The following is a 24919-nucleotide window of genomic DNA, read 5'->3' as shown; positions in this document are numbered from 1 at the left end:
ACTGGCGCTCCGGCATCAAAAGGCTTTGTACTGCCGCAGCGCCCTGCGACGTCGCTTCGCTCCTGCTCCGCCCTTGGATGACGAAACTGGGGAAGCTGCCTGCTCCAGCGCGTTCAGGCAATCCCGCAGCACACCAGAATCCTGCGTCGTCTTGGCCATCGACATGGCGCCGGAATAGGTCGCGACCGCAAGCGCGGCGAAGCGCTGCGGATTGGTGTCCTGCTCCCTGCCCGCCTGCTGGTCGGCCCGAACCTTGTCGGCGATTGCCTGGCGCCATGCCGAAAAGATGCCGGCAAGGGCAGCGCGAAAATCCGTATCGGCCAGCGACAGTTCATGCGCCAGATTGTTGAGCGGGCAGCCGCGCACGAAACCCTGTTGCTCCAGTTCCGCCGCCACGGCCTCGAACACGCCGCGCACGCCCTCGCGCGCCGAGCCTGCCGCCTGCACCGGCGCGATCCATGTTTCTTCGACGGCCGCGGAGACCCGCTCCTCGATCACCGCCAGCGCCAGCGCCTTCTTGGTCGGGAAATGATGATGCAGCGCGCCGCCGGTGACGCCCGCCGCCGCCATCAGGTCGCCGAGGCTGGAAGCGTGGTAGCCGCGCGCCTGAAAGGAGGCTTCGGCGACATCGAGCACGCGTTTGCGCAGGCCGCCCGGGTCGTTGGTGCGTTTCCCGGGCCGCATCTTCAGGCGAGCGGTTATCTCTGCTGACATTTCCATACGATAGCAGATTGACAAAACAGGACAACCGGTCTGTTTATAAAACAGGATGAACACCCTGTTTTGGAGATTGTGCGATGAGCCTGCCCCCGAATGCCCCGTCGAAATCCAGCCTCAACGCCTCGCCGGTCGTCGAGCTCAGGCAATACACACTGAAACCTGGCCGGCGCGACACGCTGATCGACGTCTTCGACGGTCACCTGATCGAGGGTCAGGAAGCGGCGGGGATGACGATCATCGGTCAGTTCCGCGATCTCGACCGGCCTGACATGTTCGTCTGGCTGCGCGGCTTCGACGGTATGGAAGCGCGGAAAAATTCGCTGACCGCTTTCTACGAGGGACCCGTATGGGCGGCCTGGCGCGATGCCGCCAACGCCACGATGATTTCCTCCGACGACGTGCTGTTGCTGAAACCGGCATGGCCGGGCGCGGGTTTCCAGCTGACAGGCTCACAACGGACAGCCGTGCCGGCTTACGAAAAGCCAAGCGGAGACAATCGCTTGTCGGACAGTGTTGTCATCAAGATTCATCATCTGCGGCCCGGCGCCGAGGCCGACTTCGCCAGCCGCTTCGAAACCGACGCCATTCCCACGCTGGCGGAATTTGGCGCACGGCCACTTGCTGCGTTTGTCACCGAACATGCCGAAAACAGCTTTCCCCGCCTGCCGGTGAGATCAGGTGAAAACGTCTTCATCAGTGTCACCGCCTTCGACAGCGCGGACGCCCATGCCCGCCACGAGGCAGCCCTTGCCAGTTCCCCGGAGTGGCAGGCACTCGAGCGGGAGGCCCAGTCATGTCTGGCTAGATCGACCAAGACCTTGCGCCTATCTGCAACCTCACAGTCGCTGCTTGGGCGGTGAGAGGCAAGCCTCTTCCTTCTCCCCCCTGCGGTTGAAGGAAGTGAGGTTCGTTCAACCGATTTGCATCCTTGCGGCTCGCAATCTCCGCTTGAAGCCATTTGTGCAACGCGATACGCCGGTGCCGAATTCGACAGACTGGAGACACAAGTGAGCGCGCCAGAGACCAGAACCGAAACCGACACGTTCGGTCCCATCGACGTCGCCGCCGACCGTTATTGGGGCGCGCAGGCGCAGCGTTCGCTGGGCAATTTCAAGATCGGCTGGGAAAAGCAGCCGGCGTCGATCGTTCGCGCGCTCGGCATCGTCAAGCGGGCGGCGGCCGAAACCAATATGGAGCTGAAGCGGCTCGACCCGGCCATCGGCAAGGCGATCGTCGAAGCCGCTCAGGAAGTCATCGACGGCAAGCTCGACGATCATTTCCCGCTGGTCGTCTGGCAGACCGGCTCGGGCACGCAATCCAACATGAACGCCAACGAGGTGATCTCCAATCGGGCGATCGAACTGCTGGGCGGCGTCATGGGCTCCAAGAAACCGGTGCACCCCAACGACCACGTCAATATGAGCCAGTCGTCGAACGATACCTATCCGACGGCTATGCACATCGCCTGCGCCGAGCGCATCGTGCACGACCTGTTGCCGGCGCTGAAGCATTTGCATGCGGCGCTCGAAGCCAAGACCAAAGCTTTCGCCCACATCATCAAGATCGGCCGCACCCACACGCAGGACGCGACGCCCCTCACCCTTGGCCAGGAATTCTCCGGCTATGCCGCGCAGGTCGCCTCGGCGATCAAACGCATTGAGATGACGCTGCCCGGCCTGCAGGAACTGGCGCAAGGCGGCACGGCCGTCGGCACCGGCCTCAACGCGCCGATCGGCTTTGCCGAGAAGGTGGCGGCGCGAATCGCTGACATCACCGGCATCGGCTTCGTCACCGCGCCGAACAAGTTCGAGGCCCTGGCCGCGCACGATTCCATGGTGTTTTCGCATGGCGCCATCAACGCCTGCGCCGGCGCCCTGTTCAAGATTGCCAACGACATTCGTCTGCTCGGCTCCGGCCCGCGCTCCGGCCTCGGTGAACTGTCGCTGCCGGAAAACGAGCCGGGTTCATCGATCATGCCGGGCAAGGTCAACCCCACCCAGTGCGAGGCGTTGACGCAGGTCTGCATCCAGGTGTTCGGCAACAATGCCGCACTGACCTTCGCCGGCAGCCAGGGCCATTTCGAGCTCAACGTCTATAACCCGCTGATGGCCTATAATTTCCTGCAATCGGTGCAGCTGCTCGCCGACGCCTCCATCTCGTTCACCGACAATTGCGTCGTGGGTATTGAGGCGCGGGAAGAGAACATCAAGGCCGCACTCGACCGCTCGCTGATGCTGGTGACGGCGCTGGCGCCGACCATCGGCTACGACAACGCCGCCAAAATCGCCAAGACCGCGCACAAGAAGGGTACAACCTTGCGGGAGGAAGCGCTGGCCACCGGGTTGGTCAGCGAGGCCGACTACGACCGCCTGGTGCGCCCGGAGGACATGACGCATCCGGGATGATTTTGAGCTGATCGCAAAAACGTTACTGCTGTGAACAATCTGTAACCAAATCTGCATCTTTGGTGAACAGTCGCCCTGCTCTATGTGGATGGGCAACGCAACCCTTCCGGAGAGAGCCCATCATGTCTACCAATACATCCGTTGCCGGTTCCGGCACCGTTTCCAACGCCTCGGCCACCATCCTGTTTGGCCGCGTTCTGCTTTCAGTCATTTTCGTGCTTTCCGGTTTCGGCAAGCTCACTGCGATTGCCGGCACCGCCGGTTACTTCGGCAGCATGGGCCTGCCGATGCCGACCGTAACGGCGATTGTCGTCGGCCTGATCGAGCTGCTTGGCGGTCTCGCCATCCTCATCGGCTTTCAGACCCGGATCACCGCCTGGGTGCTGGCAATCTTCACCGTCGCCACGGGACTGGTCGCCCACACCGGCTGGGCCGATCAGATGCAGATGATCAGCTTCATGAAGAACCTGGCGATTGCCGGCGGCTTCCTCGTGCTGGCTTCCTCAGGCGCCGGCGCCTATTCGGTCGACGCCAAGCGCGGCTGACGCAGGCTTATAACTAGTGCAGCAAGGGGCGCGGAATTTTTCGCGCCCCTTTTTCGTTGTCGATCTAACGACCTTCGATTGGCCGGGCCGAGTGGCCTGGCTCGAATTTCTGCTAAGATCGAGACGTCGGGGTGAGCCAACCGGCTGGCCGACCTCGGAGGTGACCAAATGCCCCGCAATGCGCTGCTACTGCTTTCCCGACTGCTGCTCGCCGCGCTATTCGTTCCGTCCGGCTTTCACGCGCTTAGCGACATCGCCGGCACATCGGGCTATTTCGCCGGCCTCGGCCTACCGCTGCCGACGCTTGCTGCCTGGGGCACGGGGCTGTTCGAGCTGATCGCCGGGCTGCTCATCCTCGTCGGCTTCAAGACACCTGTCTTTGCGCTTCTGCTTGCCGCCTTCTGCATCGCGGCAGGCTTCATCGGCCATTATGGCCAGGGCGGCGAGGATCCGACGCTGACCTTCATGCATTCACAGATGCTGATGAAGGACATCGCCTTATCAGGCGGTTTTTTGGCATTGGCGATGGCTGGCGCCGGCGCCTATTCGTTTGATGGGCGGATACTTCGGATCGGCCCTGAAACGACTTGACCGGCACAAGCTGTTTGTCTGAGCCAGATTACTTGGCTGGCATATTGGGGCCGCTCTCGACCGCCAGCACCAGCCGGCGGTTGGTGACCCTCGCCAGCTGTGCCAGCCGGCCGGCCGGCCGCTCGCCGTAAAGGTCGGCCAGCGACGCGGGCAGCACCAGCGCAAGCACGCCATTGCCGCGGCTCTCCCATTTCAACCGCGGCATGACGCCCGGCATCGCCGCCGTCAGCAGATAGACGACGCGCATTACGGCGGCCAGCACGCGGGCGCGCTCGATATAGCGTGGTGTCGCCAGTGCCTTGATTTCCGGCGCGATCGATTCGTTGAAGATGCCCTCATGACGGTAGGCGTTGGCCAGCGCCAGGAAGGCGCGGCCGGGATGGTCGACGCCGATGAAGGAGGCGTGGGCAATGATGTTGAGCGATTGCTTGCCGCGATATTCGGGATGTGCGCGCCAGCCGATGTCGGCCAGCAGACAGGCGGCCTGGCGGTAACGCGCCTCGTCGACCGTCTCCTCGATGCCGAAGGCGGCGAAGGTCTTGCCCGTCCACTCGACAAGCTCATGCGCGTGGGTGACCGAGCGCGAACGCAGCCGGGCGAGTTCCTCCGAGGCCGAGATCAGCGGATCTGCCTTCTGATCGGCTTTGTCGAGCAGCGAATAGAGGAAGCCCTCGCGCACGCCCAGCGCCGAGACGATGATCTTGGACGGCTGCATCGCCGCCATGATCTCCTGCAGCACGATGGCGCCATAGGGTAGCAGCGAGCGGCGGTTCTTTGAGACGCCCTCGATACCCCTTACCTTCTCGATCTCGCCCTTGGCGACCTGCTTGAGGAAGTTCGTAGCGCTGTCGATGCCGATCTCGTAATGGTGCATGACGCTCAGCGGATAGCTGGTCATTTCCATGTACAGCCGGGCGAGGTTTCGCCAGGTGCCGCCGACCGCATAGAACGGCCTGCCCTGCCCGCCTTTCAGCAGCTTTGCCCGTGCCAATTCGTCGCGCGCTATCTTTGCCGCCTGGGCCAGTGAATTCTTGGCCATGTCCTGCAGACGCAGGCCGCCCAGCGGCAGCGTGATGCCGTCGCCGATTGCCTCGCCATCGACGTCGACCAGTTCGAGGCTGCCGCCGCCGAGGTCGCCGGCGATGCCGTTGGCCGGGTGGAAGCCGGAAATGACGCCAAGCGCGGAATAGTGGGCTTCCTGGCGCCCGCTCAGCACCTGGACCTCGGTCTTGAGTACATCTTCGGCGCGGTGGATGAAATCGGGACCGTTGACCGCCTCGCGGGCGGCGGCGGTCGCGAGCACATACATTTGCTCGGCGCCGACCTGCTCGGACAGCGCGCGGAAACGCCGAAACTCCTCCATCGAGCGGGTCACCGCCTCGGGATCGAGCTTTCCGGTCGAGACGATGCCGCGACCGAGGCCGGCCAGCATCTTTTCGTTGAACAGCGTGGTCGGCGAGCGCGCCAGCCCCTCATAGACGACAAGACGGATCGAGTTCGACCCGATGTCGATGATGGACAGCGGTCGGCGGTCCTGAAGCCGGCCCTGGGACGTTGAAATCATCAGCCGGTCGCTGCGGCGTTTTTCTTGCGGCGCTTGAACTGCGCGATGCGCTTGGGCGCATGCGATTTCAGCGCATCACCGCGTCCGGAAAGGCTCGGATTGGTCATGAAATATTCCTGCGCGTTGAACGGTTCCTCGCCCTCCTCAAGCGTGGCGCGCCGGGAGGTTCCGTCAGCCAATACGTCGAAACTTTGCTGGTTGTCCATGATGTTGCCCAGCATGATCTGGCCGAGGACTTGTTCATGCACCGTTGGATTGGTGATCGGCACCATGGTTTCGACGCGACGGTCGAGATTGCGCGGCATCAAATCGGCCGATGAGATGTAGACGACCGCCCCGTCCGACGGCAGTCCATGGCCGTTGCCGAAACAATAGATGCGGCTGTGTTCGAGAAAGCGGCCGACGATCGACTTGACCCTTATGTTTTCCGACAGGCCCGGCACCTGGGGCCTCAGACAGCAGATGCCGCGCACGACAAGATCGATCTCGACGCCGGCGCGGCTGGCGTCATAAAGCGCGTCGATGATGATCGGATCCACCAGCGCATTCATCTTCATCCAGATGCGGGCCGGCCGGCCTTCCAGCGCATGGGTAATCTCGTCTGAAATATGCTTGAGAATCCGGCTTCTCAGCGTGAAGGGCGAGATAGCCAGCCGCATCTCATCGGTCGGCTCGGCGTAGCCGGTGATGAAATTGAACAGCTGGGCGACGTCGCGGGCGATCGTCGGAGCGGTGGTGAAGAAGGACAGGTCGGTGTAGATGCGCGCGGTGACGGGATGGTAGTTGCCGGTGCCGAGATGCACATAGTTGCGCAGCTTGCCGTCCTCGCGCCGCACCACCAGCGACATTTTCGCGTGTGTCTTCAATTCGAGGAAGCCGAACACGACCTGAACGCCGGCGCGCTCGAGGTCGCGCGCCCAGCGGATGTTGGCTTCCTCGTCGAAACGCGCCTTGAGCTCGACCAGCGCGGTAACCGACTTGCCGGCCTCCGCCGCGTCGACCAAAGCGCGCACGATCGGGCTGTCGTTCGAGGTTCGATAGAGCGTCTGCTTGATCGCCACGACTTCCGGGTCGGCCATCGCCTGGCGCAGAAACTGCACCACAACGTCGAAGGATTCATAGGGGTGATGAACGATGATGTCCTTCTCGCGGATGGCGGCGAAACAGTCGCCGCCATGCTCGCGGATGCGCTCGGGAAAGCGCGGATTATAGGGCGTGAATTTGAGATCGTCGCGGGCGATGGCGACGATCTCGGAAATCTGGCTGAGCGCCAGCGGACCGGTGAGCACGCTGATGCGGCTCGATGAGACACCAAGCTCGCCGGCGACGAACTCGCGCAGTTCGGCCGGCATCAGCTTGTCGAATTCGATGCGGATGACCGAGCCGCGGCGGCGCCGCTTCAACGCCGTCTCGAACAGGCGCACGAGATCCTCGGACTCCTCCTCGACCTCGATGTCACTGTCGCGGATGATGCGGAACGTTCCAGAACCCTTGACTTCGTAGCCGGGGAACAGCTTGCCGATGTAGAGGCCGACCGCTTCTTCCAGCGGAATGAAGCGGACATGACGCTTGCGGTCGGGCAAGCGGATGAAGCGCTTCAGCGCCACCGGCAGACGCAACAGCGCGCTCATCTCCTCGCCATTCCTGCGATGGCGCAATTGCAGGGCCATCGAGAAGCCGAGATTGGGAATGAACGGGAATGGATGCGCCGGGTCGATCGACAGCGGTGTGAGCACCGGAAACACCTGCTCCTGGAAATGATCCTCGAGCCAGGTTTTCTCGTCCTTGGTCAGCCCATCGCGGCTGATGCTCTCGATGCCTTCCTTGTCGAGCAGCAGCATCAGCGCGGAAAGGCTTTTCTGCTGGTCTTCCTGCAGACGCTCGACTTCGCGCAGCAATTGTTCGAGCTGTTGTTCGGGGGTGCGGCCGTCCGGGCTCTTCAGCGTGATGCCTTCGCGGACCTGGCCGGCGAGACCGGCGACGCGAACCATGAAGAACTCATCGAGATTGGCGGCCGAAATCGATAGGAAGCGGACACGCTCGAGCAACGGATGGTTGGCGTTTAGCGATTCCTCGAGGACGCGGCGGTTGAATTGCAGCCAGGAAAACTCGCGGTTCACGAAGCGGTCCGGGTTGCCGCCCTCGGGGCTCGCCACCTCGACAGTGGTGAATTCGCTCTGCACCGGCTTTAGTTCGTTCATGGTTCCTGCTCGTTTCGCACCCGCTGGCCACAGCGCCGCGCGTCTTTGCGGACGCGCAAAGGACGCTCTACCGCTCTTAAGCTACGCACGATCCCCAGCGAACCGAATTCGGTTTTCGGGGCCATGCCTTAACCGGCTTAGCTTATCCTGTGACAGGCTTTTACGACAGTTTGATTTCATCGATCTTGCAAAGAGACAGCTTATGATCCAGATGCAATCCAGGCTACAGCGCGGCGCGCCCTTGGACTCGCAAAGGACGCGGCGGGAATTTTGATTTTTTGCGCGTGATCCGGGGTCATGCGGCAAATGTAGGAGACGACGATGGCAAGCGGTTCCATTCCCCATTTCCAGAACGATGCGGGCTATGCGGCGATCGACATCGGCGTGAAGGAATTCATGTGCACCGGCGCCAACCCCCCTTTCGACCATCCCCATGTGTTTCTCGACATGGGCGACGACAATGAAAAGGTCTGCCCCTATTGCTCGACGCTTTTTCGCTATTCGCCAAAGCTGAAGGCGACGGAAACGCAGCCTGCGGGATGCCTCTATATCCCTCAGGCAGCCTGAGGCGCACGCCATCCCCATGGACGACATCCGGTCCCGGCAGGTCGTTATCGCCGGAGCCGGCGTCGCCGGACTGACTGCGGCGCTGGCATTTTCCGAACGCGGCTATCTGGTGCGGCTGTTCGAACAGGCGCCGCGCCTCGAAGCAGCCGGCGCCGGCATCCAGCTGTCACCCAACGCAACGCGCATCCTTCGCCAGCTCGGCGTGCTCGACCGGCTGTTGCCGGCGGCGGTGCGGCCGGAGGCGGTCGTGCTCAAGGACGCCGCCACACTGCGCGAGCTGGCGCGGGTGCCGCTTGGCGAAGAAGCCGAAAGGCGCTGGCACGCGCCCTATCTCGTCGCTCATCGGGCCGATCTGCAAGACGCGCTGATGGCGCGCCTTGCCGAACAGCCCGACATCAGTCTCGTCACCGGCGCGCGCGTCGGCGGCATCGCCGCAGGACCGCGCCATACCACGGCAACAGTCGAGATTGCCGGCAAGACGGTCGAAGCCGACGGCTTTCTGCTGATCGGCGCCGACGGCGTGTGGTCGGCTATCCGTGCTCTTGGCGGGTTTGCGGCCAAAAGCCGGTTTTCGGGCGAGCTTGCCTGGCGCGCTACGATCAGTGCAGACAGTGTCGCGGGAGAAGCGCTTGCGGCGGTCGGCGCCGCCAATTGCGTGACCGCCTTCCTGCATCCCGGTTTTCACCTCGTCGCCTATCCGGTCAGCAACGGCACGGCGTTCAACCTGGCCGCCTTCACCAGGGGCGAGATCATCGCCGAGGGCTGGTCGGGCCACGCCGACCCTAACATCCTCGTCGGCGCGATGCGTGGCACGGCGGCAGCACTGGCCCGGCTTGCCGAGGATGCCGGCCCGTGGACCGCATGGCCGATCCATACGGTCGACCAGGCACAGCCATGGACAACGCCCGCCGGCATCGCGCTGATCGGCGACGCTGCGCATGCGATGACGCCGTTTGCGGCGCAAGGCGCGGCGATGGCGATCGAGGATGCCGCAACCCTTGCAGGTTTTGTCGCCGCCTCGCCTGCCGACCCCTGGAACGCCCTTGCCGCCTGGGAAAAGGTGCGGCGCCCGCGCATCGCCAAGGTCGCCCGCCGCGGTGCTGTCAACCGTCTCGCCTGGCACGCTTCCGGGCCGGTGGCGGTCGCGCGCAACCTGTTTCTGAGATTGCGCTCTCCGGAAAGGCTCGCCGCCGATCTCGATTGGCTTTATGGCCGGCAGGTGCCGGAACCGTCGGACACTAGTGCCAAGCATCAATTATAAATCCGCATCGACAGGTCGAGCGAGGCCGGCAGCGGATTCCACCAGCCTGTCCGCAGGCCGGCGATACGCAGAGCCGCCGCTGTCCAGGTGTTGCAGCCAACCAGTGCGTTGAAGTGGCCGTTGGCTTCGTAGAAGCGGTCGAACCTGGAATAGGCGGCATTCTCGACTGGGATGGGACCGTTCGGCCCTTGCTGGAAACTCGCGGTGATGAAGTCGAGCAGCGCCGCAAAACGCTCCTCGCTGATGTCGAAGCCGGCGACGTCGGGGTGCGGCTCGACAACGTTGCCGGCGACATTGATATGCATCACCGATGCGTCCAGTGTCAGCGCCTTCATCACCGGCACCGCCTTCAGTTCCGACCAGGTCGGCGTCTCCAGATAGAAGGCGCGGCCTCCCCAGCCGAAGACGATGTAGCGGACCCCAGCCATGTCGGCCGGAATGCCGCCATCGACCAGGAAATGGAAGCGCTTGCGCACGTCGTCATCGACCGGGACGGCGATATCGGTGTGGATCGGATTTTTCAGCACCAGGATGTGCCTGGTGGCTACGGGATCGGCGGCGGCCGCCGGCAAGAGCGGCCGTGGAATGAATGTGCCCAAAACCACGGCAAGCACGATTGCCACCACCAGAATGGCGAGAAAACGCCCAAGCTTTTTCACGAGGGACGGCTTTTTCATGAGGTACGGCCTCGCAATCTGGGCGCAATCGCCGGCTGACGGCCCAGACGCAAAAGAGCCCGGCAGGATTTCGGCCGGGCTCTTTTGATTCGCGTGAGAGCGATCAGTGCAGGATCTGCGACAGGAACAGTTTTGTGCGCTCGTGGCGCGGATTGTCGAAGAACTCGGCCGGCGTGTTCTGCTCGACGATCTGGCCCTGATCCATGAAGATCACACGGTTGGCGACCTTGCGGGCAAAGCCCATCTCGTGGGTGACGCAGAGCATGGTCATGCCCTCTTCGGCGAGGCCGACCATTGTCTCCAGCACTTCCTTGATCATTTCGGGATCGAGCGCAGAGGTCGGCTCGTCGAACAGCATGATGCGCGGGTTCATGCATAACGAGCGGGCGATGGCGACGCGCTGCTGCTGGCCGCCGGAAAGCTGGCCGGGATATTTGTTGGCCTGTTCCGGGATCTTGACGCGCGTGAGGAAGTGCATGGCGATTTCCTCGGCCTGCTTCTTCGGCGTCTTGCGCACCCAGATCGGCGCCAGCGTGCAGTTTTCCAGGATGGTCAAATGCGGGAACAGGTTGAAGTGCTGGAAAACCATGCCGACCTCGCGGCGCACTTCGTCAATCTTCTTGAGGTCGTTGGTCAATTCCTTGCCATCGACGATGATCTTGCCCTTCTGGTGCTCTTCCAGCCGGTTGATGCAGCGGATCATCGTCGATTTGCCGGAGCCCGAAGGGCCGCAAATGACGATGCGCTCGCCGCGCATCACCTTCAGATTGATATCCTTCAGCACGTGGAATTCGCCGTACCATTTGTGCATAGCGATGATGTCGATGGCGACGTCGGTGGTGGAAACCTGCATCTTGGCGGCATTGACCTTGATCTCTTCCGCGCTGACTGCATTTTCTGTGGCCATGGAAGGTTCCCTTTTTTGTTCTTAGCGTTTGTAGCTGGTATCGAGCCGGCGTTCCGTGAACATCGAATAACGCGACATGCCGAAACAGAACATCCAGAAGACGAAGGCAGCGAACACCAGGCCGGACCTGGCCGTCTGCGGCGTTGCCCAGTTGGCGTCGGAGAAATTCTGTTTGACGACGCCGAGCAGGTCGAACATCGAGATGATTGAGACCAGGCTGGTGTCCTTGAACATGCCGATGAAGGTATTGACGATGCCGGGAATGACCAGCTTCAGCGCCTGCGGCAGCACGATCAGGCCCATCTTCTGCCAGTAGCCGAGGCCGAGCGAATCCGCACCCTCATACTGGCCCTTGGGGATCGCCTGCAGGCCGCCGCGCACCACTTCGGCCATATAGGCAGCGGCAAACAGCGAGACACCGATCAGCGCGCGCAAGAACTTGTCGAAGGTGACGCCGGCCGGCAGGAACAGCGGCAGCATGACGCTGGCCATGAACAGGACGGTGATCAGCGGGATGCCGCGAACCGTCTCGATGAAGATGACGCACAGCATCTTGACGATCGGCATCTTCGATCGCCGCCCCAGCGCCAGCACAATGCCGATCGGCAGCGACACGGCAATGCCGACGAAGGACAGGGTGAGCGTCACCAGAAGCCCGCCCCATAGCGAGGTTTCGACATGCGGCAGGCCGAACACGCCGCCAACCAGCAGGATGAAAGCAACGATCGGCAGCGCCCCGAAGAACAAAATTGCGTTCAGCCCCTTGCGCGGCACCTTCGGGATCAGCAGCGGCACCAGAAGCGCCACAAACAGGATGGCGACCAGGATCGGCCGCCAGCGCTCATCGATCGGATAGCGGCCGAACATGAACTGGCCGAATTTGGCGTTGACGAAGGCCCAGCAGGCGCCCGACCAACCATCCGGCTGGATGCCGCCCTGCGCCACCGTGGCGCAGAAAGTACGGTCGGTGCCGGTCCATTGGGCGTTGATGAAAGCCCAGCTGATCAGTTGCGGCAGGATCATCGCGACCAGCACGATGCCGATGATGGTCAGGATCGTGTCGCCGGTCGAAGCAATCAGGTTTTTGCGTATCCAGGCGCCCAGACCGCGCTCACTTGCTGGCGCCGACTGTGCCAGCGCCATTTCGACGCGGACGAAGGAAAGGTCGTGCTCCTGCATGTCGCTACCTCTCCACCAGCGCCATTCTGGCGTTGACCACGTTCATGATCGCCGACGTCAACAGGCTGAGCGCGAGATAGACCACCATCATGATCAGCACGCACTCGATCGCCTGGCCGGTCTGGTTCAGCACCGTGCCGGTCGTCGCCGTCAGGTCCGGGTAGCCGATGGCGATGGCCAGCGACGAGTTCTTAGTCAGGTTCAGATACTGGCTGGTCAGCGGCGGAATGACGATGCGCATGGCTTGCGGAATGACGACAAGCCGCAGAATCGATCCCGGCCGCAGCCCGAGCGCACCGGCTGCCTCGGTCTGCCCCTTACTGACGCCCATGATGCCGGCCCGCACGATTTCGGCGATGAAGGCGGCCGTATAGAAGGACAGCGCCAGGTAGAGAGACAGGAACTCCGGCTTGACCTGAAAGCCGCCGGTCAGGTTGAAGGTCGATTGCTTTGGATAATCGAAGCTCAGCGGGAAGCCGCTCAGCGCATAGGCCAGCAACGGCAAGCCGATGATCAAAGCCGCCGATGTCCAGAACACAGGGAATTGCTGGCCGGTCGCCATCTGCCGCTGACGCGCCTTGCGGGCGACGAACCACGCCATGGCGATGCCGAGAAGCAGAGCGACCAGGATCAGCCAGGAGCCTTCGCCCCACACGGCGCGCGGAAAATAAAAGCCACGTTGGTTGAGAAAGGAGCTGAACGGCAAATTGATGCTCTCGCGCGGCGGCGGCAGCACCGAAAGCACGCCTGAATACCAGAAGAAGATGACCAGCAGCGGCGGGATGTTGCGGAAGACCTCGACATAGACCGTGCAGATCTTGCGGATCAGCCAGTTGTGCGAAAGTCGGCCGACGCCGAGGATAAAGCCGATTATGGTCGCGGTGATGATGCCGGAGACGGCAACGATGAGCGTGTTGATGAAGCCGACCAGAATGGCGCGGCCATAGGTGGAATCCGACGAGTAGGCGATGGCGCTGTCACTGATGTCGAAGCCGGCGCGGCCCCTGAGGAAACCGAAGCCTGATGCAATGCGCAGGCGCGTCAGATTGTCGATGGTGTTTTGGACGATCCACCAAACCAACGCCACCAGCACGATGACGACCACCGCCTGGAAGAATATGCCCCGGACCTTCGGATCGTTGATGAAGGAGCCGCGGCTTGGCTCCTCGCGAAGAATTTCCTGCGATGCCATTCAACCATCCCCTGGAAAGAGAAACCGGAAGGCAGGAAAGCTGCCTTCCGGATCACATTTCGATCAGCGGATCGGCGGAGCGTATTGTAGGCCGCCCTTGGTCCACAATGCGTTGATGCCGCGCGCGATCTTCAGCGGGCTGCCCGAACCGACATTGCGTTCGAACATTTCGCCATAGTTGCCGACAGCCTTGACGATGTTGACCACCCAGTCATTGGAGACACCGAGATCGGTGCCGATCTTGGTGTCGGGCTCAGTTCCGAGCACGCGCTTGATCTCCGGGTTGTCCGAGTTCTTCATCTCGTCGACATTGGCCTTGGTGATGCCGAGTTCCTCGGCCTGCAGCAACGCGAAATAAGTCCACTTGACGATGTGGTACCACTGGTCGTCACCCTGACGCACGGCCGGTCCAAGCGGTTCTTTTGAGATGATCTCGGGCAGCACAACGTGGTCGGCCGGGGCGCCAAGCGTCAGGCGGATGCCGTAGAGACCCGACTGGTCGGTGGTGTAGACATCGCAGCGGCCGGCGTCATAGGCGGCGTTGACCTCTTCCAATTTCTCGAAGACGACCGGGTTGTACTCCATCTTGTTCGACTTGAAATAGTCGGCAAGGTTGAGCTCGGTTGTCGTGCCGCTCTGCACGCAAACCGCCGCGCCGGAAAGCTGCAGCGCGGAATTCACGCCCGGCAGCTTCTTGGCGTTGATCATGAAGCCCTGGCCGTCATAATAGGTCACGCCAATGAAGTTCAGGCCGAGTGCGGTATCGCGGTTGATGGTCCAGGTGGTGTTGCGCGACAGGATGTCGATCTCGCCTGACTGCAGCGCGGTGAAGCGTTCCTTGGCGCTGAGCGGCGTGAACTTGACCTTGGTGCCATCGCCGAAAACGGCGGCCGCGACAGCGCGGCAGAAATCCGCATCGATGCCTTGCCAGTCGCCCTTGTCGTCCGGCGCCGAGAAGCCGGCCAGACCGGTCGAGACGCCGCATTGGATGAAGCCCTTGGCCTTGACGTCGTCGAGCGTGGCCGCCGACGCGGCCGAAGCCACCAACCCAAGCGCGGCGGCGCCCAGAATGCCGATTGCAATGTGTTTCATAACCCACAGACCCTTTTCTGTTTTTTTCAGGCGAACCTGACTTTTTCCGTGTGAACGCAGCTTCCCGTTCCGGCCCATTCCCGGAACCCCGCATCGCAACCGACGCGCTGCCTCCCATTCACGAACTGCATCGAAGGCGATTATTTCAGTGAGGTCAAGGGAAATGACCTAAACCGAAAGAGTTTGAAAACCAATTGCCGCAAATGCCTGAATTGCAGACAAACGCGCCTGGAAATTAGCCAGCCATGCGAACAAAGCCGGCAAAGCCCGGTCAACGCAAATTGGGGGCTGGGCCGGCAAAACCCGTCGCTCGGATTTACGGCTCATCACTGACTTGTCGTGCGATAAATTGGCATATCCAAAGTCCGCCGGCTGGCGGATGGCGAACGGTTGCGCCGCCAATGCCGCCGCACTATGGCTAGCGCTTCATCAGAGGCGAAGCGCAATGGCAAAAGACGGCAACGAAATGGGCATCAACACGCGGCTTGCCCATTCGGGCAACAATCCGCAAGACTATTTCGGCTTCGTCAATCCGCCGGTCGTGCATGCCTCGACCGTGCTCTATCCCAATGCGGCGACGATGGCGGCACGCAGCCAGAAATACACCTACGGAACGCGCGGCACGCCGACCACCGACGCGCTTGCCGGCGCGATCGACGCGCTCGAAGGCTCGGCCGGCACTATCCTGGTGCCCTCGGGCCTGGCGGCGGTGACGGTGCCGCTGCTCGCCTTCCTGTCGGCGGGCGACCATGTCCTGATCGTCGATTCCGTCTATCACCCGACCCGCAATTTCGCCGACACGATGCTGAAACGGCTGGGCGTCGAGGTTGAGTATTACGATCCGCATGTCGGTGCCGGTATAGCGGCGCTGATCAAGCCCAACACCAGGGTCGTGTTCACCGAATCGCCGGCCTCCAACACGTTCGAGGTGCAGGACATACCGGCCATCGCCAGCGCGGCACACGCCGCAGGCGCGATCGTCATGATGGATAACACCTGGGCGACGCCGCTCTACTTCCGCCCGCTCGACTACGGCGTCGACATCTCGATTCATGCGGCGACGAAATACCCGGCTGGCCATTCCGATGTGCTGCTCGGCACCGCGTCGGCCAACAAGGCCTGCTGGAAACAGCTTTGCGAGACGTTCTACACGATGGGCTGCTGCGCCGGGCCCGACGATGTCTATCAGGTGCTGCGCGGCCTGCGCACCATGGGCGTGCGCCTCGACCACCATCAGCGCAGCGCACTGGCCATAGGCGCCTGGCTGGAGGGCCAGCCGGGCGTGGCGCGCGTGTTGCATCCCGCGCTTGCCAGCCACCCCGATCACGCTCTCTGGAGGCGCGACTTCTGCGGCTCGAGCGGCATTTTTTCGATCGTCCTCAAGGGCGGCGGCCAGAAACAGCAGCATGCCTTCCTCGACGCGCTCAGGATATTCGGCCTTGGCTATTCCTGGGGCGGCTATGAGAGCCTTGCCGTGCCGGTCTTCCTCGGCGACCGCGTCGTCGCCAAGGGCCCTTATGACGGCCCGCTCATTCGCTTGCAGATCGGGCTTGAAGACGTCGACGACCTGAAAGACGATCTGTCGCGCGGCCTCGCTGCGGCGGCGGCTGCTTGAGCGACGGCAGGGTCTTCCAACGGCGCATCCTCGGCCTGATCACGCAGACCGATCTGCTGGCCGCAACGGCGCGCGCAAGCTGCAGACAAGCTGCTGGTCGAAGCGGTAGCGTAGTCGGGCCGCCGGGAAAATGTTCGGGAACCTTTTCTCGGTTAGTCCGTCCAATGTTTCGATCGGAGGATTTGCTTCCGGTCAGGAGATTGGCTCGCGATGAGGAAACCGCTCACGGCTGCGACCGTCATGCCCGCCGCATCTGGCGAGATGCAGCTTGTCGGCCGCGCCTTGGCACGCGAGGGCGGAGCCTTCCGCACCATTATCAAGATGCACAATCAGCGGCTCTATCGTATCGCCCGCAGCGTCGTCCGCAACGACAGCGAGGCTGAGGACATCGTGCAGGAGGCCTATGTCAGGGCCTTTGCCCAGCTCGGGGATTTTCGCGGCGAATCCTCTCTCGCCACATGGCTGTCGCGCATCGTCATCAATGAGGCGCTTGGGCGTTTGCGCAAAAGGCGGCGAACGGTAGCGATGCCGCAAAGTCTACAAGCCGAAATCATCAAGTTTCCCCTTAATCCCAGCGATGATCCGGAGCGGACGATGGCGCAACGGCAGATCCTCGAGCTTGTCGAACGGGCGACCGATCGCCTTCCCGATGTCTACCGGACAGTATTCGTGGCGCGGGTGATCGAGGGTCTCAGCATAGACGAGACCGCAGCATTGCTTGATGTGCGGCCCGAAACCGTCAAGACCCGGCTGCACCGGGCCCGCGCCCTCGTCCGCAAGGCGCTGGACGATCAGATCGGCCCGGTGCTGCTCGATGCCTTCCCCTTCGCCGGCCGCCGGTGTGAACGGCTGACCGCCGCGGTGATGCAGCGGCTTGGCTTTAGAGACTGATTTTTCCCGAATTCCCGGGAACGTTTGCCCCCGCCCGGCATCCAATCATCGTCAACTGGAAATGCCCGGAGCCATTCGCATCCGGCGAAGGAGAACGTCATGTTTATTCGATCGACCACCGCACTGGCAGCGCTTTTCCTGCTCAGCACAGCAACGTTGGCGCAAGCCTCCGATAAGCCGAGCGACCCGCAGATCGCCCACATCGCCTACACAGCCGGCGTGCTTGACGTCGAGGCGGCCATGCAAGCGCTGAAGAAATCGAAAAACAAGGAGATTCTCGACTTCGCCAAAGACATGGTGCGAGACCATGAAGCCGTAAACAAACAAGCGCTTGACCTGGTCAAGAAGCTCAACGTGACGCCAGAGGACAACGCCACCAGCAAGGCGCTGACCAAGGCGGCGGACGAGGAACGGGCGAAGCTCGCCAAGCTCGACGGCGCCGCGTTCGACAAGGCCTATGTTGACAACGAGGTCGCCTATCACAAGCAGGTCAACGGCGCGCTCGAAACCCTGCTGATCCCCTCGGCCGAGAATGCCGAACTGAAGAGCCTGCTGGAGACCGGCCTGAAGCTATTCCAGGGCCATGAACAGCATGCCGAACATGTCGCCGGCATGCTGAAATGAGTACAGCACCGACGGTGTCGAAACGGCATCTGTGGATTGCAATGGCGCTAACTATTGCTGCCACATCCGCCAAGGCCGAAACGATTGAGGTGACGATCGAGAAGCTGGTGTTTTCGCCCGCAAGCATCGAGGCGAAGGTCGGCGACACTATCGAGTGGGTCAACAAAGACGTGTTCGCCCACACTGCGACCGTCACAGGCGGCTGGGAGGTGATGATCCCGCCGAAGACATCGGCGAGCCTGACGCTGAAGAGGGCAGGTTCGTTCGATTATTTCTGCCGCTTCCACCCGAACATGAAAGGCCAAATGACGGTGACGTCGCCCTAGCCAAGCCAGCAGAGACCGCCCTGCACGCGCAGGGCGGTCGGGCGGCATCAAGCCACCTGGTAGCGAGGCGCCGGCTCGCCGGTCTGCGTCGCGGCGAACAGGGTGGCGCGAACAGGGTGGCGCGGGCAGCGTCCCACAGCGCGCGGTCTGATAGAGGTCCGCCAGGATGTCAACGACCGGCGAACGAAACATGCTGTGCTGACGCCACTCGGAAAAGCGATACCAGCAGGCATATGTCGTGTCGGTCGAGGCCAACCGGCGCTTCGAGGCGATTTTAGGGGCGGCCGCGGCCGAAAAGCTGAGGAGCCTTGCCGACGATGTCGCCTCGCAGGACTTTCCCGACGCCTATGTTTCGAAGCCGGCGAGCAGCACCGAATCCTCGGAGCGATAGAGCACCTTGCATCCTTTGGGACGCGCCACGGACGGTGCGGTCCAGTCTTTCTACGACCAGCGACCGCCGCTCGAATGCAGGCGGACGACAATCTGTGCTAAAGTAACCCTATGAAAGCATGGCTGGAAGCGGCAAAGAGCCGGGCGCGCGACATCAAGCTTGATGTCGTCGCCCTGTGGTTCGCCGCACGCGATCCTCGGGTGCCCTGGTCCGCGAAACTCGTGGCGGGGATGGTGGCCGCCTATGCGCTTTCCCCAATCGACCTGATCCCGGATTTCGTTCCGGTGCTCGGCTATCTTGACGACCTGATCATCGTACCGCTCGGCGTAATCCTGGCCATAAGGCTTGTTCCGCCGCCGCTGATGGACGAGTTTCGAGCGCAGGCTGCCGCGCTCGAAACACGTCCGCAAAGCAGGACGGGAATGTTCTTTATCGTGGCGCTCTGGCTGGCTTTGGCAGCTTTGCTGATCTGGGCCTTTTGGCCCACCCACGCCAGATAGTCCGGAGGCTTGCTTGCACTTGAAACCGCCCTTGCCTGCTGCGCCGGCGGCCTAAAACCCAAGCGCCAGCCACGCAGTCCCAGCAAGCAGCGTGATCAGCGTCAGCGGCAGTCCGACCCTGAAGAAGGCTCCGAAAGACAGCGCCTTGCCGGCGGCGCGCGCCTGCTCAGCGACAATCAAATTGGCGATCGAGCCGAGCAGCGTGAAATTGCCGGCCAGAGTCGAGCTCATGGCGACGACCAGCCAGGCGCGCTCGGGGCTCTCCAGGCCGGGTATGAACGGCCGCAGCGCAAGCACGGCCGGAACGTTGCTCATGATGTTGGACAGCACTGCGGTGAAGCCGGACAGCCGCCAGACATCGTCCAGCCCGAGGTCCTTTGCCGAGGCGATGATCTCGGGGGTGAGAAGCGCCTTCTCGGCGCCGGCGACGACGATGAAAAGGCCGGCGAACATGAACAGCAGCGGCCCGTCTATCTCGCGGTAGATGCGCTCCGGCTTGATAGCGCGGGTCACAAGAAGGATGGCGCCGCCGATCAGTGCGGCCTTGGCAACCGGAACGCCGGCAAAGAAGGCGATTGCCAGTCCGATGCAGACGACCACGGCCTTGAGCACCTGTCCCGGCAGCATGCGGCCGCGATAGACCTCGGGGCTGAGCTCGGTCTTGCGCGCAAATTCGGCGCGATAGACGATGCGCACGATAACGACGACGGCGACGAGGCCAAACAGCGCGACCGGCGCCAGGGCCGCCGAGAAGGCCGGATAGGAAATCCCCGAAAGCGCGCCGATGACCATATTCTGCGGGTTTCCGGTGATGGTGGCGACGCTGCCGCAATTCGACGCCGTGGCGGTGGCGATCAGGTAGGGAATTGGGTTGCGGTTGATGATCCGGGTGACGTGGACGACGATCGGCGCCATGACCAGGCAGATCGCGTCGTTGACCAGGAACGCTGACAGGACGCCGGTCAGCAGCGTCACCATCACCAGCAGCATAAACGGCGCATGTGCGTGCTCGATGGCAACGGCGCCGAGTGCGCGAAAGGCGCCAGATACCTTCAGATGCGAGACGACGATCATCATGCCGAGCAGCAGCGTGATGGTGTCGAAATTGATGGCGCGGTAGGCGTCCTCCAGGCTGAGCGCGCCGATGGCGATCATCGCCGCACCGCCGAGCAGCGCAACGCCTGCCCGGTCAAGGCGTAAGCCGGGGATCCTGCCGATGGCAACGCCGGCATAGGTCAGGATCAGGATCAGCAGTGCCGCCGCACCCATCAATGTCATTCGTGGGAAAGCCCCGTTCAGATCCGCCCTGCCCCGCCATAGGGTAGCCGGCGCAAGTGTGATTCCTGCCGCCATACGCACCTGAGCTCAATCCGATCGGGCAAGCCTTGGCAATATCAAACATTGATGCGACGCGCACAGCGCGAACCATCGAAGAGACTGGCGCACCATCGGCCAACTCATCCAGACAATCACACCAGCAGAGTTTCTCGTAAAACGTTGGGTATGCTTCCGTCGAAGATAAGGCTTAGAAGAAGCCCAAGCTCATTGAAATCGTGGCTCGATCATGGCGAGGATGGAGGCCGGCCGACCAGCAAAGCGAAGAACGCGCCTTCGGCATGGCAAGGCGAGCGCTGAACACCCGACTGACCCTGGAACAAGCAGCCGATTGCGGAGTTGAAACGGCGGTAGAGGTTTGCCGGAATGAGTTCCACTCCCGCGCTGCGGTACATCTATTGGGTAATTGTTCTCGACGTTTCGGTCGTGCTTGCGCCTTACGCTCTTAGCGCGGCGTGGCCGCAATGACGCAGCGCGATCCTAACGCCACTTCACCACAGGAAGACAAGAAAGACGGCATCGGACGAGCACTTGGACTCGGCCTTATCACCGGCGCTGCTGACGACGACTGCTCGGCCATCGGTACCTATGCGAGTGCCGGCGCGCGCTTTGGCCCAGACCTGCTTTGGACCGCTCCTGTAACGCTGCCGATGATGTACACTGTCGTGTATCTCTCGTCGAAGCTTGGACAGGTTTCGGGCCGTGGCCTCTTTCATGCGATCAAGGACTTCTACCCAGGGTGGCTGCTCTGGGCTGTTCTTGTGGGCGTGCTGATCGGCAACACGATCGAAGCAGCCGCCGATCTCGGCGGCATGGCTGCATCCATCAACATCTTCCTTCCTGTTCCGATCCCCCTCATTGTGATCGTAGTCGCGGCCGCGATCTTTGCTCTCCAGCTTTGGGGCTCCTACACGCTCATTCGTAACATCTTTCGCTGGCTCGCGCTGGCCCTGCTTGCCTATGTCGGCTCAGCCATCATGGCGAAGCCGGATGCGGCAGCCGTGCTGTGGGGCACCCTTGTTCCGAAGATCGAGTTCAGCCGCGAGTTCCTGTCCATCCTGGTGGCCATCATCGGCACCACCCTTTCAGCGTATCTCTACACCTGGCAGTCGAATGAGGAGGTGGAGGAAGAGATTGCCGAGGGGAGAACGACGCTGAAGGAGCGCAAGGGTGCCACGGACGGTGAACTGCGCCGCTCCCGCCGCGATATCCTGATCGGCATGATCTTTTCCAATCTCATCATGTACTTCATCATCCTGTCGACAGGGTCTACGCTCTATGAAGCCGGCGAGCACGACGTAGAGACCGCCGCTCAAGCAGCCGAAGCTCTCAAGCCGCTCGCTGGTGCAGCCGCTGGCGTACTGTTCGCTGCCGGCGTGATCGGGGTCGGGTTCCTTGCCGTTCCGGTCATGACGACAGGTGCGGCATACGATCTGGCGCAAGCAGTTGGATGGAAGCACAGTCTTCATGCCAAGCCGCGTGAGGCGCCAAAGTTCTATATCGCGATCGGCGCCTTCACGCTGATTGCTGTCGGCCTGAATTTCCTGGGTTTCAACCCGATGAAGGCGCTCGTCTGGTCCGGCATCGTGCAGGGCTTTTCTACGCCGCCACTGCTTCTTCTTATCATGCTCATGACGAACAACCCGCGGATCATGGGAGACAAGGTCAACAGCCGCACCACCAACGCTCTGGGATGGGCTACTACGATCGCAATCTTTTCCGCCTCTTTAGGGCTGGTAGCGACCTGGTTTATCTAAGGTCACCATGACGCTCGCGCCCCATACCCCGGCAATTCGAGCTCACACGTCTCTACCGTGCTCCCGGGGCGGCGTGGCCAAGTGCGCGTGCTTCTGGAAGATCGCAATCTTGTCGGGATAGGTAATCCGGATTTCGCGTCCGCATCCGTCGCACTTGTAATGGGAAACGACCTGAAACCAGCTGCCGTTCTTGATGACGGTGAAGTTGCACTGCGGGCAGTGGAAAGTCAGGCCGACAGAGAACAGGCTGGGAGAGAGGGACATTGCAGCACTTCACAATTGTGGAGAGTTTTGAGGCGGCTTGTTAGTCCAGCGTCTCCACGACGAAGGATGCGGCAATCAAATCGTCGGCATCGATTCTGCCCTTGCCGTCCTCCATGACGGCTGCGACTTTTCCAAAGATCTTCAGTTCATCCTCGGTAATCCGGGCGCCGCGCATCCTCTCGCTGAGGTCGGCCACGCGCATTCGCAGCGCCTGGGACGCTCCAATCTCACGGTTCGACATAATGATCACATTCCTCCCTTGCTGGCTTCCCACCGCACCTTTCGGCACGGCGGGCTGTCCTCCCAGTCGCTTTGGTCATTCGATGATTTTGATGATCTTGCGAGTGCCCGGGTCAACGACAACGGTCCGGTTGTCGACGACCACGTAGCGGTATTCGGTGTCAGGAACTTCATGAAGCTCGACCGTCTCGGGCAGGGTTGAGCCGATATTGAGCTCCACTCCAGGGATTTTCACTGAGGCGAGCGGCTGCTTCTTCACATACTCTCTGATGACCGTCTCCTGTTCAGGCGCGATAACAACGTCCTGAGCGGCAGCGGCGCCGATACCTGCCAGCAGCAGAAACCCCGCGGCTGCAGTGGAAAGACGCATTCTCATAAGTGCCTCCTTTATACGAGCTCTGTTGCGCTGAACGGCATCGTCTTCGCGCCAGCCTCACCAAACCTCAGGCAGATGCAAACGTTCCTTACCTGGGCTTCGGTCTGATAGGAGACAGGACCTAAGTCTCACCTGTTTTCGCGTAATAGCCCCTGACATCGCGCCACCCGGAACTGCGGCTGCTCGTAGTAGTTGCTCGCTGTGAGTTCACGGGAGGAATCCAATGGAGAATAGCGTCCACCAAGCCCGCTGGTTGCTCGCTCCGGTCTTCGCCGTCTCCATCGCGTTCCTGGCGATTGGAATGGTCGTTAGCTAGGAACAATCGGACTTTGACGATTGGACCGAAGAACGAAATTGAGATCTGCGCAGCTAAGTCCCTTCCTGCGCTGATAAAGGACCACCCGCCATTCCTCGATTTGGCGGGTGGTCCGAGCGAGCGCGACTGAGGCGTCCTCGTCGCTGGAGCCCAGCACCGAGGCGGGCGCAGCTCTTCCTCGCCCCGGAGATGCCTGATGTGGAGCCTCATGCCGGGGCACGGCGCGGTTCGTCGCGTTTTTTATGCCTTCGGTGTAGCCGGTTGCGCGGTTTTGAGTTTCTGACACCGGATTTTAGAGCACTCACCCGTCTCTCGAGTTTCTCGAAGCATTCTCGCAGCCGTGGATGCCCTAGCCATGGAATCCGCCAAAGCTACAAGCACGGATTCGTCCGCAGGTTTCGCGACAAAAGTACCGGCCTTGAAGGCCTCACCGCGGCCCTCGATGTCCGTGGCACTATAAATTACAAAAGGGATATTACGGGAGTTCTTCAGCAACCGAAGAGCTGATGCAGTCCTGCAAGAGCACGTCCAGGATGACGACGTCAGGCTCAACAAGGGCCAAAATTTGTCGTGCACGATTGCAACTTGGCTCTGAGGCCACCGCGAAGCCAGCCTCTCTGAGTGACGTCTCGATATCGATGACGATCATCGGCTCGTCCTCAAAGATGAGCGCTAGAGGCTTTCTCATGTCCTCCTCCTTGATGGGCAGGAGCACGATGTGCGCTGACATCCCGGCAACGGCGCCCGGATAATTCATAGTCCTGTCAGGATCAGAGTCCATACTCATTTTTAACGAGCGAAAACAGTCGCGTCGCACCTAGTCTTCCCAAAGCCTTGGAAGCGAGTTGCCGAAGATCGTCCTTGCCGCGCAAGTGCTTCACCCCGGCCTTGACCAGGAGGGGACACCGATCTCGCAGCTTGGTTCACAGGAGATGCGGCAGAAGCCGAACGCCCTCCCCGAGCCGGGTATTGCATACGGAAGTCAAAAAGCCCGCCGCACCTTTCGGCACGGCGGGAGATCAGTCGTTCACCAGGCACAGGGTGGGCGGGGGTGGGTGTGCCCGGATCGTAGGAAATCCTACGCGCGCCGGCTGCGTCTCGTCTACCAACCGGCGGTTGGGAGCGTCAACTCGGTTGGCTTGCTTTACCCGGGCCTACCGCCCCAGAGCTTGTTTCGAAGCCGACAGAAGTTCTTCCTCGTCCACCACTCCCGCCATGTAATTGGCAATAATTCGGGACGCGAGCGACTCGCGCTGTTGTTCCGATTGGCCGTCAATCTTCAAACGATTGAACACGCGGCCAAGTAGCGCCAGCTCTGACGGGTTGAAAACACCCGAATCCTCTGCTCTTCCACGAAGCGGCATGACAAACCCCCTTCGCCCA

General features: G+C 61.7%; 27 protein-coding genes. 13 read left to right on the top strand and 14 right to left on the bottom strand.

Going from position 1 to position 24919, the window contains the following annotated elements:
- Positions 1–15 precede the first annotated feature (15 nt).
- On the bottom strand, positions 16–720 hold the full coding sequence (locus ACWUKX_RS14570) for a TetR/AcrR family transcriptional regulator (protein ID WP_456007561.1): 705 nt from the start codon (positions 718–720) through the stop codon (positions 16–18).
- Between the two features lie 77 nt (positions 721–797).
- Between ACWUKX_RS14570 and ACWUKX_RS14565 the strand changes: the two genes are divergently transcribed.
- From ACWUKX_RS14565 to ACWUKX_RS14550, 4 genes are all read left to right on the top strand, one after another.
- Complete coding sequence (locus tag ACWUKX_RS14565; protein ID WP_456007559.1) at positions 798–1580, top strand: NIPSNAP family protein; 783 nt, start codon at positions 798–800, stop codon at positions 1578–1580.
- Between the two features lie 147 nt (positions 1581–1727).
- Positions 1728–3125 carry a class II fumarate hydratase gene (fumC, locus tag ACWUKX_RS14560; protein WP_456007556.1) on the top strand — a complete coding sequence of 466 codons (1398 nt, stop codon included), beginning with the start codon at positions 1728–1730 and terminating at the stop codon, positions 3123–3125.
- 122 nt (positions 3126–3247) lie between these two features.
- The gene (locus ACWUKX_RS14555) at positions 3248–3670 is read left to right on the top strand and encodes a DoxX family protein (RefSeq protein ID WP_456007540.1); all 423 of its coding nucleotides are present in this window, start codon (positions 3248–3250) and stop codon (positions 3668–3670) included.
- Between the two features lie 168 nt (positions 3671–3838).
- On the top strand, positions 3839–4261 hold the full coding sequence (locus tag ACWUKX_RS14550; RefSeq protein ID WP_456007538.1) for a DoxX family protein: 423 nt from the start codon (positions 3839–3841) through the stop codon (positions 4259–4261).
- A gap of 28 nt (positions 4262–4289) precedes the next feature.
- On the opposite strand, the gene ppx is transcribed toward ACWUKX_RS14550, so the two are convergent.
- Together ppx and ACWUKX_RS14540 are read right to left on the bottom strand one after the other, a co-directional pair.
- Positions 4290–5825 (bottom strand): exopolyphosphatase, encoded by a 1536-nt coding sequence (ppx, locus tag ACWUKX_RS14545; RefSeq protein ID WP_456007536.1) that lies wholly within the window; start codon positions 5823–5825, stop codon positions 4290–4292.
- On the bottom strand, positions 5825–8026 hold the full coding sequence (locus ACWUKX_RS14540) for an RNA degradosome polyphosphate kinase (protein WP_029354247.1): 2202 nt from the start codon (positions 8024–8026) through the stop codon (positions 5825–5827). The genes ppx and ACWUKX_RS14540 overlap by 1 nt, the downstream gene beginning before the upstream one ends.
- Positions 8027–8347: 321 nt before the next feature.
- Here ACWUKX_RS14540 and ACWUKX_RS14535 point away from each other — a divergent pair, with 321 nt between their 5' ends.
- Together ACWUKX_RS14535 and ACWUKX_RS14530 are read left to right on the top strand one after the other, a co-directional pair.
- On the top strand, positions 8348–8593 hold the full coding sequence (locus tag ACWUKX_RS14535; RefSeq protein ID WP_456007534.1) for a zinc-finger domain-containing protein: 246 nt from the start codon (positions 8348–8350) through the stop codon (positions 8591–8593).
- 16 nt (positions 8594–8609) lie between these two features.
- A complete protein-coding gene (locus ACWUKX_RS14530) occupies positions 8610–9854 on the top strand; it encodes an FAD-dependent monooxygenase (RefSeq protein WP_456007532.1) in 1245 nt (414 codons plus the stop codon).
- On the opposite strand, the gene ACWUKX_RS14525 is transcribed toward ACWUKX_RS14530, so the two are convergent.
- The 5 genes from ACWUKX_RS14525 to ACWUKX_RS14505 all read right to left on the bottom strand — a co-directional run bounded on the left by ACWUKX_RS14525 (position 9845) and on the right by ACWUKX_RS14505 (position 14901).
- Positions 9845–10531 carry a TIGR02117 family protein gene (locus ACWUKX_RS14525; protein WP_456007530.1) on the bottom strand — a complete coding sequence of 229 codons (687 nt, stop codon included), beginning with the start codon at positions 10529–10531 and terminating at the stop codon, positions 9845–9847. The two genes, ACWUKX_RS14530 and ACWUKX_RS14525, sit on opposite strands and share 10 nt — an antisense overlap.
- Positions 10532–10634: 103 nt before the next feature.
- Positions 10635–11438 (bottom strand): amino acid ABC transporter ATP-binding protein, encoded by an 804-nt coding sequence (locus ACWUKX_RS14520; RefSeq protein WP_065008990.1) that lies wholly within the window; start codon positions 11436–11438, stop codon positions 10635–10637.
- A gap of 21 nt (positions 11439–11459) precedes the next feature.
- Positions 11460–12617 (bottom strand): amino acid ABC transporter permease, encoded by a 1158-nt coding sequence (locus ACWUKX_RS14515; RefSeq protein ID WP_456007528.1) that lies wholly within the window; start codon positions 12615–12617, stop codon positions 11460–11462.
- A 4-nt stretch (positions 12618–12621) separates the two neighbouring features.
- Positions 12622–13809 (bottom strand): amino acid ABC transporter permease, encoded by a 1188-nt coding sequence (locus ACWUKX_RS14510; RefSeq protein WP_029354257.1) that lies wholly within the window; start codon positions 13807–13809, stop codon positions 12622–12624.
- A 63-nt stretch (positions 13810–13872) separates the two neighbouring features.
- The gene (locus ACWUKX_RS14505) at positions 13873–14901 is read right to left on the bottom strand and encodes an amino acid ABC transporter substrate-binding protein (protein ID WP_127209546.1); all 1029 of its coding nucleotides are present in this window, start codon (positions 14899–14901) and stop codon (positions 13873–13875) included.
- A gap of 445 nt (positions 14902–15346) precedes the next feature.
- Here ACWUKX_RS14505 and ACWUKX_RS14500 point away from each other — a divergent pair, with 445 nt between their 5' ends.
- The 6 genes from ACWUKX_RS14500 to ACWUKX_RS14475 all read left to right on the top strand — a co-directional run bounded on the left by ACWUKX_RS14500 (position 15347) and on the right by ACWUKX_RS14475 (position 19248).
- A complete protein-coding gene (locus ACWUKX_RS14500; protein ID WP_456007526.1) occupies positions 15347–16516 on the top strand; it encodes a cystathionine beta-lyase in 1170 nt (389 codons plus the stop codon).
- A gap of 210 nt (positions 16517–16726) precedes the next feature.
- On the top strand, positions 16727–17407 hold the full coding sequence (locus ACWUKX_RS14495; protein WP_456007524.1) for an RNA polymerase sigma factor: 681 nt from the start codon (positions 16727–16729) through the stop codon (positions 17405–17407).
- 99 nt (positions 17408–17506) lie between these two features.
- Positions 17507–18031, top strand: coding sequence for a DUF4142 domain-containing protein (locus ACWUKX_RS14490; protein ID WP_029354260.1), 525 nt, complete (start codon positions 17507–17509; stop codon positions 18029–18031).
- Positions 18028–18357: a cupredoxin domain-containing protein gene (locus ACWUKX_RS14485; RefSeq protein ID WP_456007522.1), complete on the top strand. Its 330-nt coding sequence runs from the start codon at positions 18028–18030 to the stop codon at positions 18355–18357. Before ACWUKX_RS14490 ends, ACWUKX_RS14485 begins: the two co-directional genes overlap by 4 nt.
- A 238-nt stretch (positions 18358–18595) precedes the next feature.
- Positions 18596–18748: a hypothetical protein gene (locus ACWUKX_RS14480; protein ID WP_456007520.1), complete on the top strand. Its 153-nt coding sequence runs from the start codon at positions 18596–18598 to the stop codon at positions 18746–18748.
- Between the two features lie 110 nt (positions 18749–18858).
- Positions 18859–19248 (top strand): YkvA family protein, encoded by a 390-nt coding sequence (locus ACWUKX_RS14475; protein WP_029354264.1) that lies wholly within the window; start codon positions 18859–18861, stop codon positions 19246–19248.
- Between the two features lie 51 nt (positions 19249–19299).
- Here ACWUKX_RS14475 and ACWUKX_RS14470 read toward each other — a convergent pair whose 3' ends face one another.
- Entirely contained in the window at positions 19300–20526 is a 1227-nt protein-coding gene (locus tag ACWUKX_RS14470; protein WP_456007518.1) for an anion transporter, read from the bottom strand.
- A gap of 521 nt (positions 20527–21047) precedes the next feature.
- Between ACWUKX_RS14470 and ACWUKX_RS14465 the strand changes: the two genes are divergently transcribed.
- Complete coding sequence (locus ACWUKX_RS14465) at positions 21048–22340, top strand: Nramp family divalent metal transporter (protein WP_456007516.1); 1293 nt, start codon at positions 21048–21050, stop codon at positions 22338–22340.
- Positions 22341–22382: 42 nt separating this feature from the next.
- Here the strand turns inward: ACWUKX_RS14465 and ACWUKX_RS14460 are convergent, their stop codons facing one another.
- The 5 genes from ACWUKX_RS14460 to ACWUKX_RS14440 all read right to left on the bottom strand — a co-directional run bounded on the left by ACWUKX_RS14460 (position 22383) and on the right by ACWUKX_RS14440 (position 24900).
- Entirely contained in the window at positions 22383–22604 is a 222-nt protein-coding gene (locus tag ACWUKX_RS14460) for a hypothetical protein (protein WP_456007514.1), read from the bottom strand.
- Between the two features lie 40 nt (positions 22605–22644).
- Positions 22645–22845 carry a hypothetical protein gene (locus ACWUKX_RS14455; RefSeq protein WP_455850524.1) on the bottom strand — a complete coding sequence of 67 codons (201 nt, stop codon included), beginning with the start codon at positions 22843–22845 and terminating at the stop codon, positions 22645–22647.
- Positions 22846–22920: 75 nt separating this feature from the next.
- Positions 22921–23220 carry a DUF1236 domain-containing protein gene (locus tag ACWUKX_RS14450; protein WP_095519499.1) on the bottom strand — a complete coding sequence of 100 codons (300 nt, stop codon included), beginning with the start codon at positions 23218–23220 and terminating at the stop codon, positions 22921–22923.
- Between the two features lie 791 nt (positions 23221–24011).
- The gene (locus ACWUKX_RS14445) at positions 24012–24293 is read right to left on the bottom strand and encodes a hypothetical protein (protein WP_456007512.1); all 282 of its coding nucleotides are present in this window, start codon (positions 24291–24293) and stop codon (positions 24012–24014) included.
- Between the two features lie 397 nt (positions 24294–24690).
- Positions 24691–24900, bottom strand: a complete 210-nt coding sequence (locus ACWUKX_RS14440; RefSeq protein ID WP_352962406.1) for a hypothetical protein — start codon at positions 24898–24900, stop codon at positions 24691–24693.
- Positions 24901–24919 lie beyond the last annotated feature (19 nt).

Source organism: Mesorhizobium sp. f-mel (genome assembly GCF_053850215.1).
Note: the sequence above shows the minus strand (reverse complement) of the source record. Positions and strands in the feature narration are given on the sequence as shown.

Coding starts and splice junctions, on each gene's coding strand:
- ACWUKX_RS14570 (WP_456007561.1), bottom strand. CDS start 720: ATGGAAATGTCAGCAGAGATAACCGCTCGCCTGAAGATGCGGCCCGGG.
- ACWUKX_RS14565 (WP_456007559.1), top strand. CDS start 798: ATGAGCCTGCCCCCGAATGCCCCGTCGAAATCCAGCCTCAACGCCTCG.
- ACWUKX_RS14555 (WP_456007540.1), top strand. CDS start 3,248: ATGTCTACCAATACATCCGTTGCCGGTTCCGGCACCGTTTCCAACGCC.
- ACWUKX_RS14550 (WP_456007538.1), top strand. CDS start 3,839: ATGCCCCGCAATGCGCTGCTACTGCTTTCCCGACTGCTGCTCGCCGCG.
- ppx (WP_456007536.1), bottom strand. CDS start 5,825: ATGATTTCAACGTCCCAGGGCCGGCTTCAGGACCGCCGACCGCTGTCC.
- ACWUKX_RS14540 (WP_029354247.1), bottom strand. CDS start 8,026: ATGAACGAACTAAAGCCGGTGCAGAGCGAATTCACCACTGTCGAGGTG.
- ACWUKX_RS14535 (WP_456007534.1), top strand. CDS start 8,348: ATGGCAAGCGGTTCCATTCCCCATTTCCAGAACGATGCGGGCTATGCG.
- ACWUKX_RS14530 (WP_456007532.1), top strand. CDS start 8,610: ATGGACGACATCCGGTCCCGGCAGGTCGTTATCGCCGGAGCCGGCGTC.
- ACWUKX_RS14525 (WP_456007530.1), bottom strand. CDS start 10,531: ATGAAAAAGCCGTCCCTCGTGAAAAAGCTTGGGCGTTTTCTCGCCATT.
- ACWUKX_RS14520 (WP_065008990.1), bottom strand. CDS start 11,438: ATGGCCACAGAAAATGCAGTCAGCGCGGAAGAGATCAAGGTCAATGCC.
- ACWUKX_RS14515 (WP_456007528.1), bottom strand. CDS start 12,617: ATGCAGGAGCACGACCTTTCCTTCGTCCGCGTCGAAATGGCGCTGGCA.
- ACWUKX_RS14510 (WP_029354257.1), bottom strand. CDS start 13,809: ATGGCATCGCAGGAAATTCTTCGCGAGGAGCCAAGCCGCGGCTCCTTC.
- ACWUKX_RS14505 (WP_127209546.1), bottom strand. CDS start 14,901: ATGAAACACATTGCAATCGGCATTCTGGGCGCCGCCGCGCTTGGGTTG.
- ACWUKX_RS14500 (WP_456007526.1), top strand. CDS start 15,347: ATGGCAAAAGACGGCAACGAAATGGGCATCAACACGCGGCTTGCCCAT.
- ACWUKX_RS14495 (WP_456007524.1), top strand. CDS start 16,727: ATGAGGAAACCGCTCACGGCTGCGACCGTCATGCCCGCCGCATCTGGC.
- ACWUKX_RS14490 (WP_029354260.1), top strand. CDS start 17,507: ATGTTTATTCGATCGACCACCGCACTGGCAGCGCTTTTCCTGCTCAGC.
- ACWUKX_RS14485 (WP_456007522.1), top strand. CDS start 18,028: ATGAGTACAGCACCGACGGTGTCGAAACGGCATCTGTGGATTGCAATG.
- ACWUKX_RS14475 (WP_029354264.1), top strand. CDS start 18,859: ATGAAAGCATGGCTGGAAGCGGCAAAGAGCCGGGCGCGCGACATCAAG.
- ACWUKX_RS14470 (WP_456007518.1), bottom strand. CDS start 20,526: ATGACATTGATGGGTGCGGCGGCACTGCTGATCCTGATCCTGACCTAT.
- ACWUKX_RS14465 (WP_456007516.1), top strand. CDS start 21,048: ATGACGCAGCGCGATCCTAACGCCACTTCACCACAGGAAGACAAGAAA.
- ACWUKX_RS14460 (WP_456007514.1), bottom strand. CDS start 22,604: ATGTCCCTCTCTCCCAGCCTGTTCTCTGTCGGCCTGACTTTCCACTGC.
- ACWUKX_RS14455 (WP_455850524.1), bottom strand. CDS start 22,845: ATGTCGAACCGTGAGATTGGAGCGTCCCAGGCGCTGCGAATGCGCGTG.
- ACWUKX_RS14450 (WP_095519499.1), bottom strand. CDS start 23,220: ATGAGAATGCGTCTTTCCACTGCAGCCGCGGGGTTTCTGCTGCTGGCA.
- ACWUKX_RS14445 (WP_456007512.1), bottom strand. CDS start 24,293: ATGAATTATCCGGGCGCCGTTGCCGGGATGTCAGCGCACATCGTGCTC.
- ACWUKX_RS14440 (WP_352962406.1), bottom strand. CDS start 24,900: ATGCCGCTTCGTGGAAGAGCAGAGGATTCGGGTGTTTTCAACCCGTCA.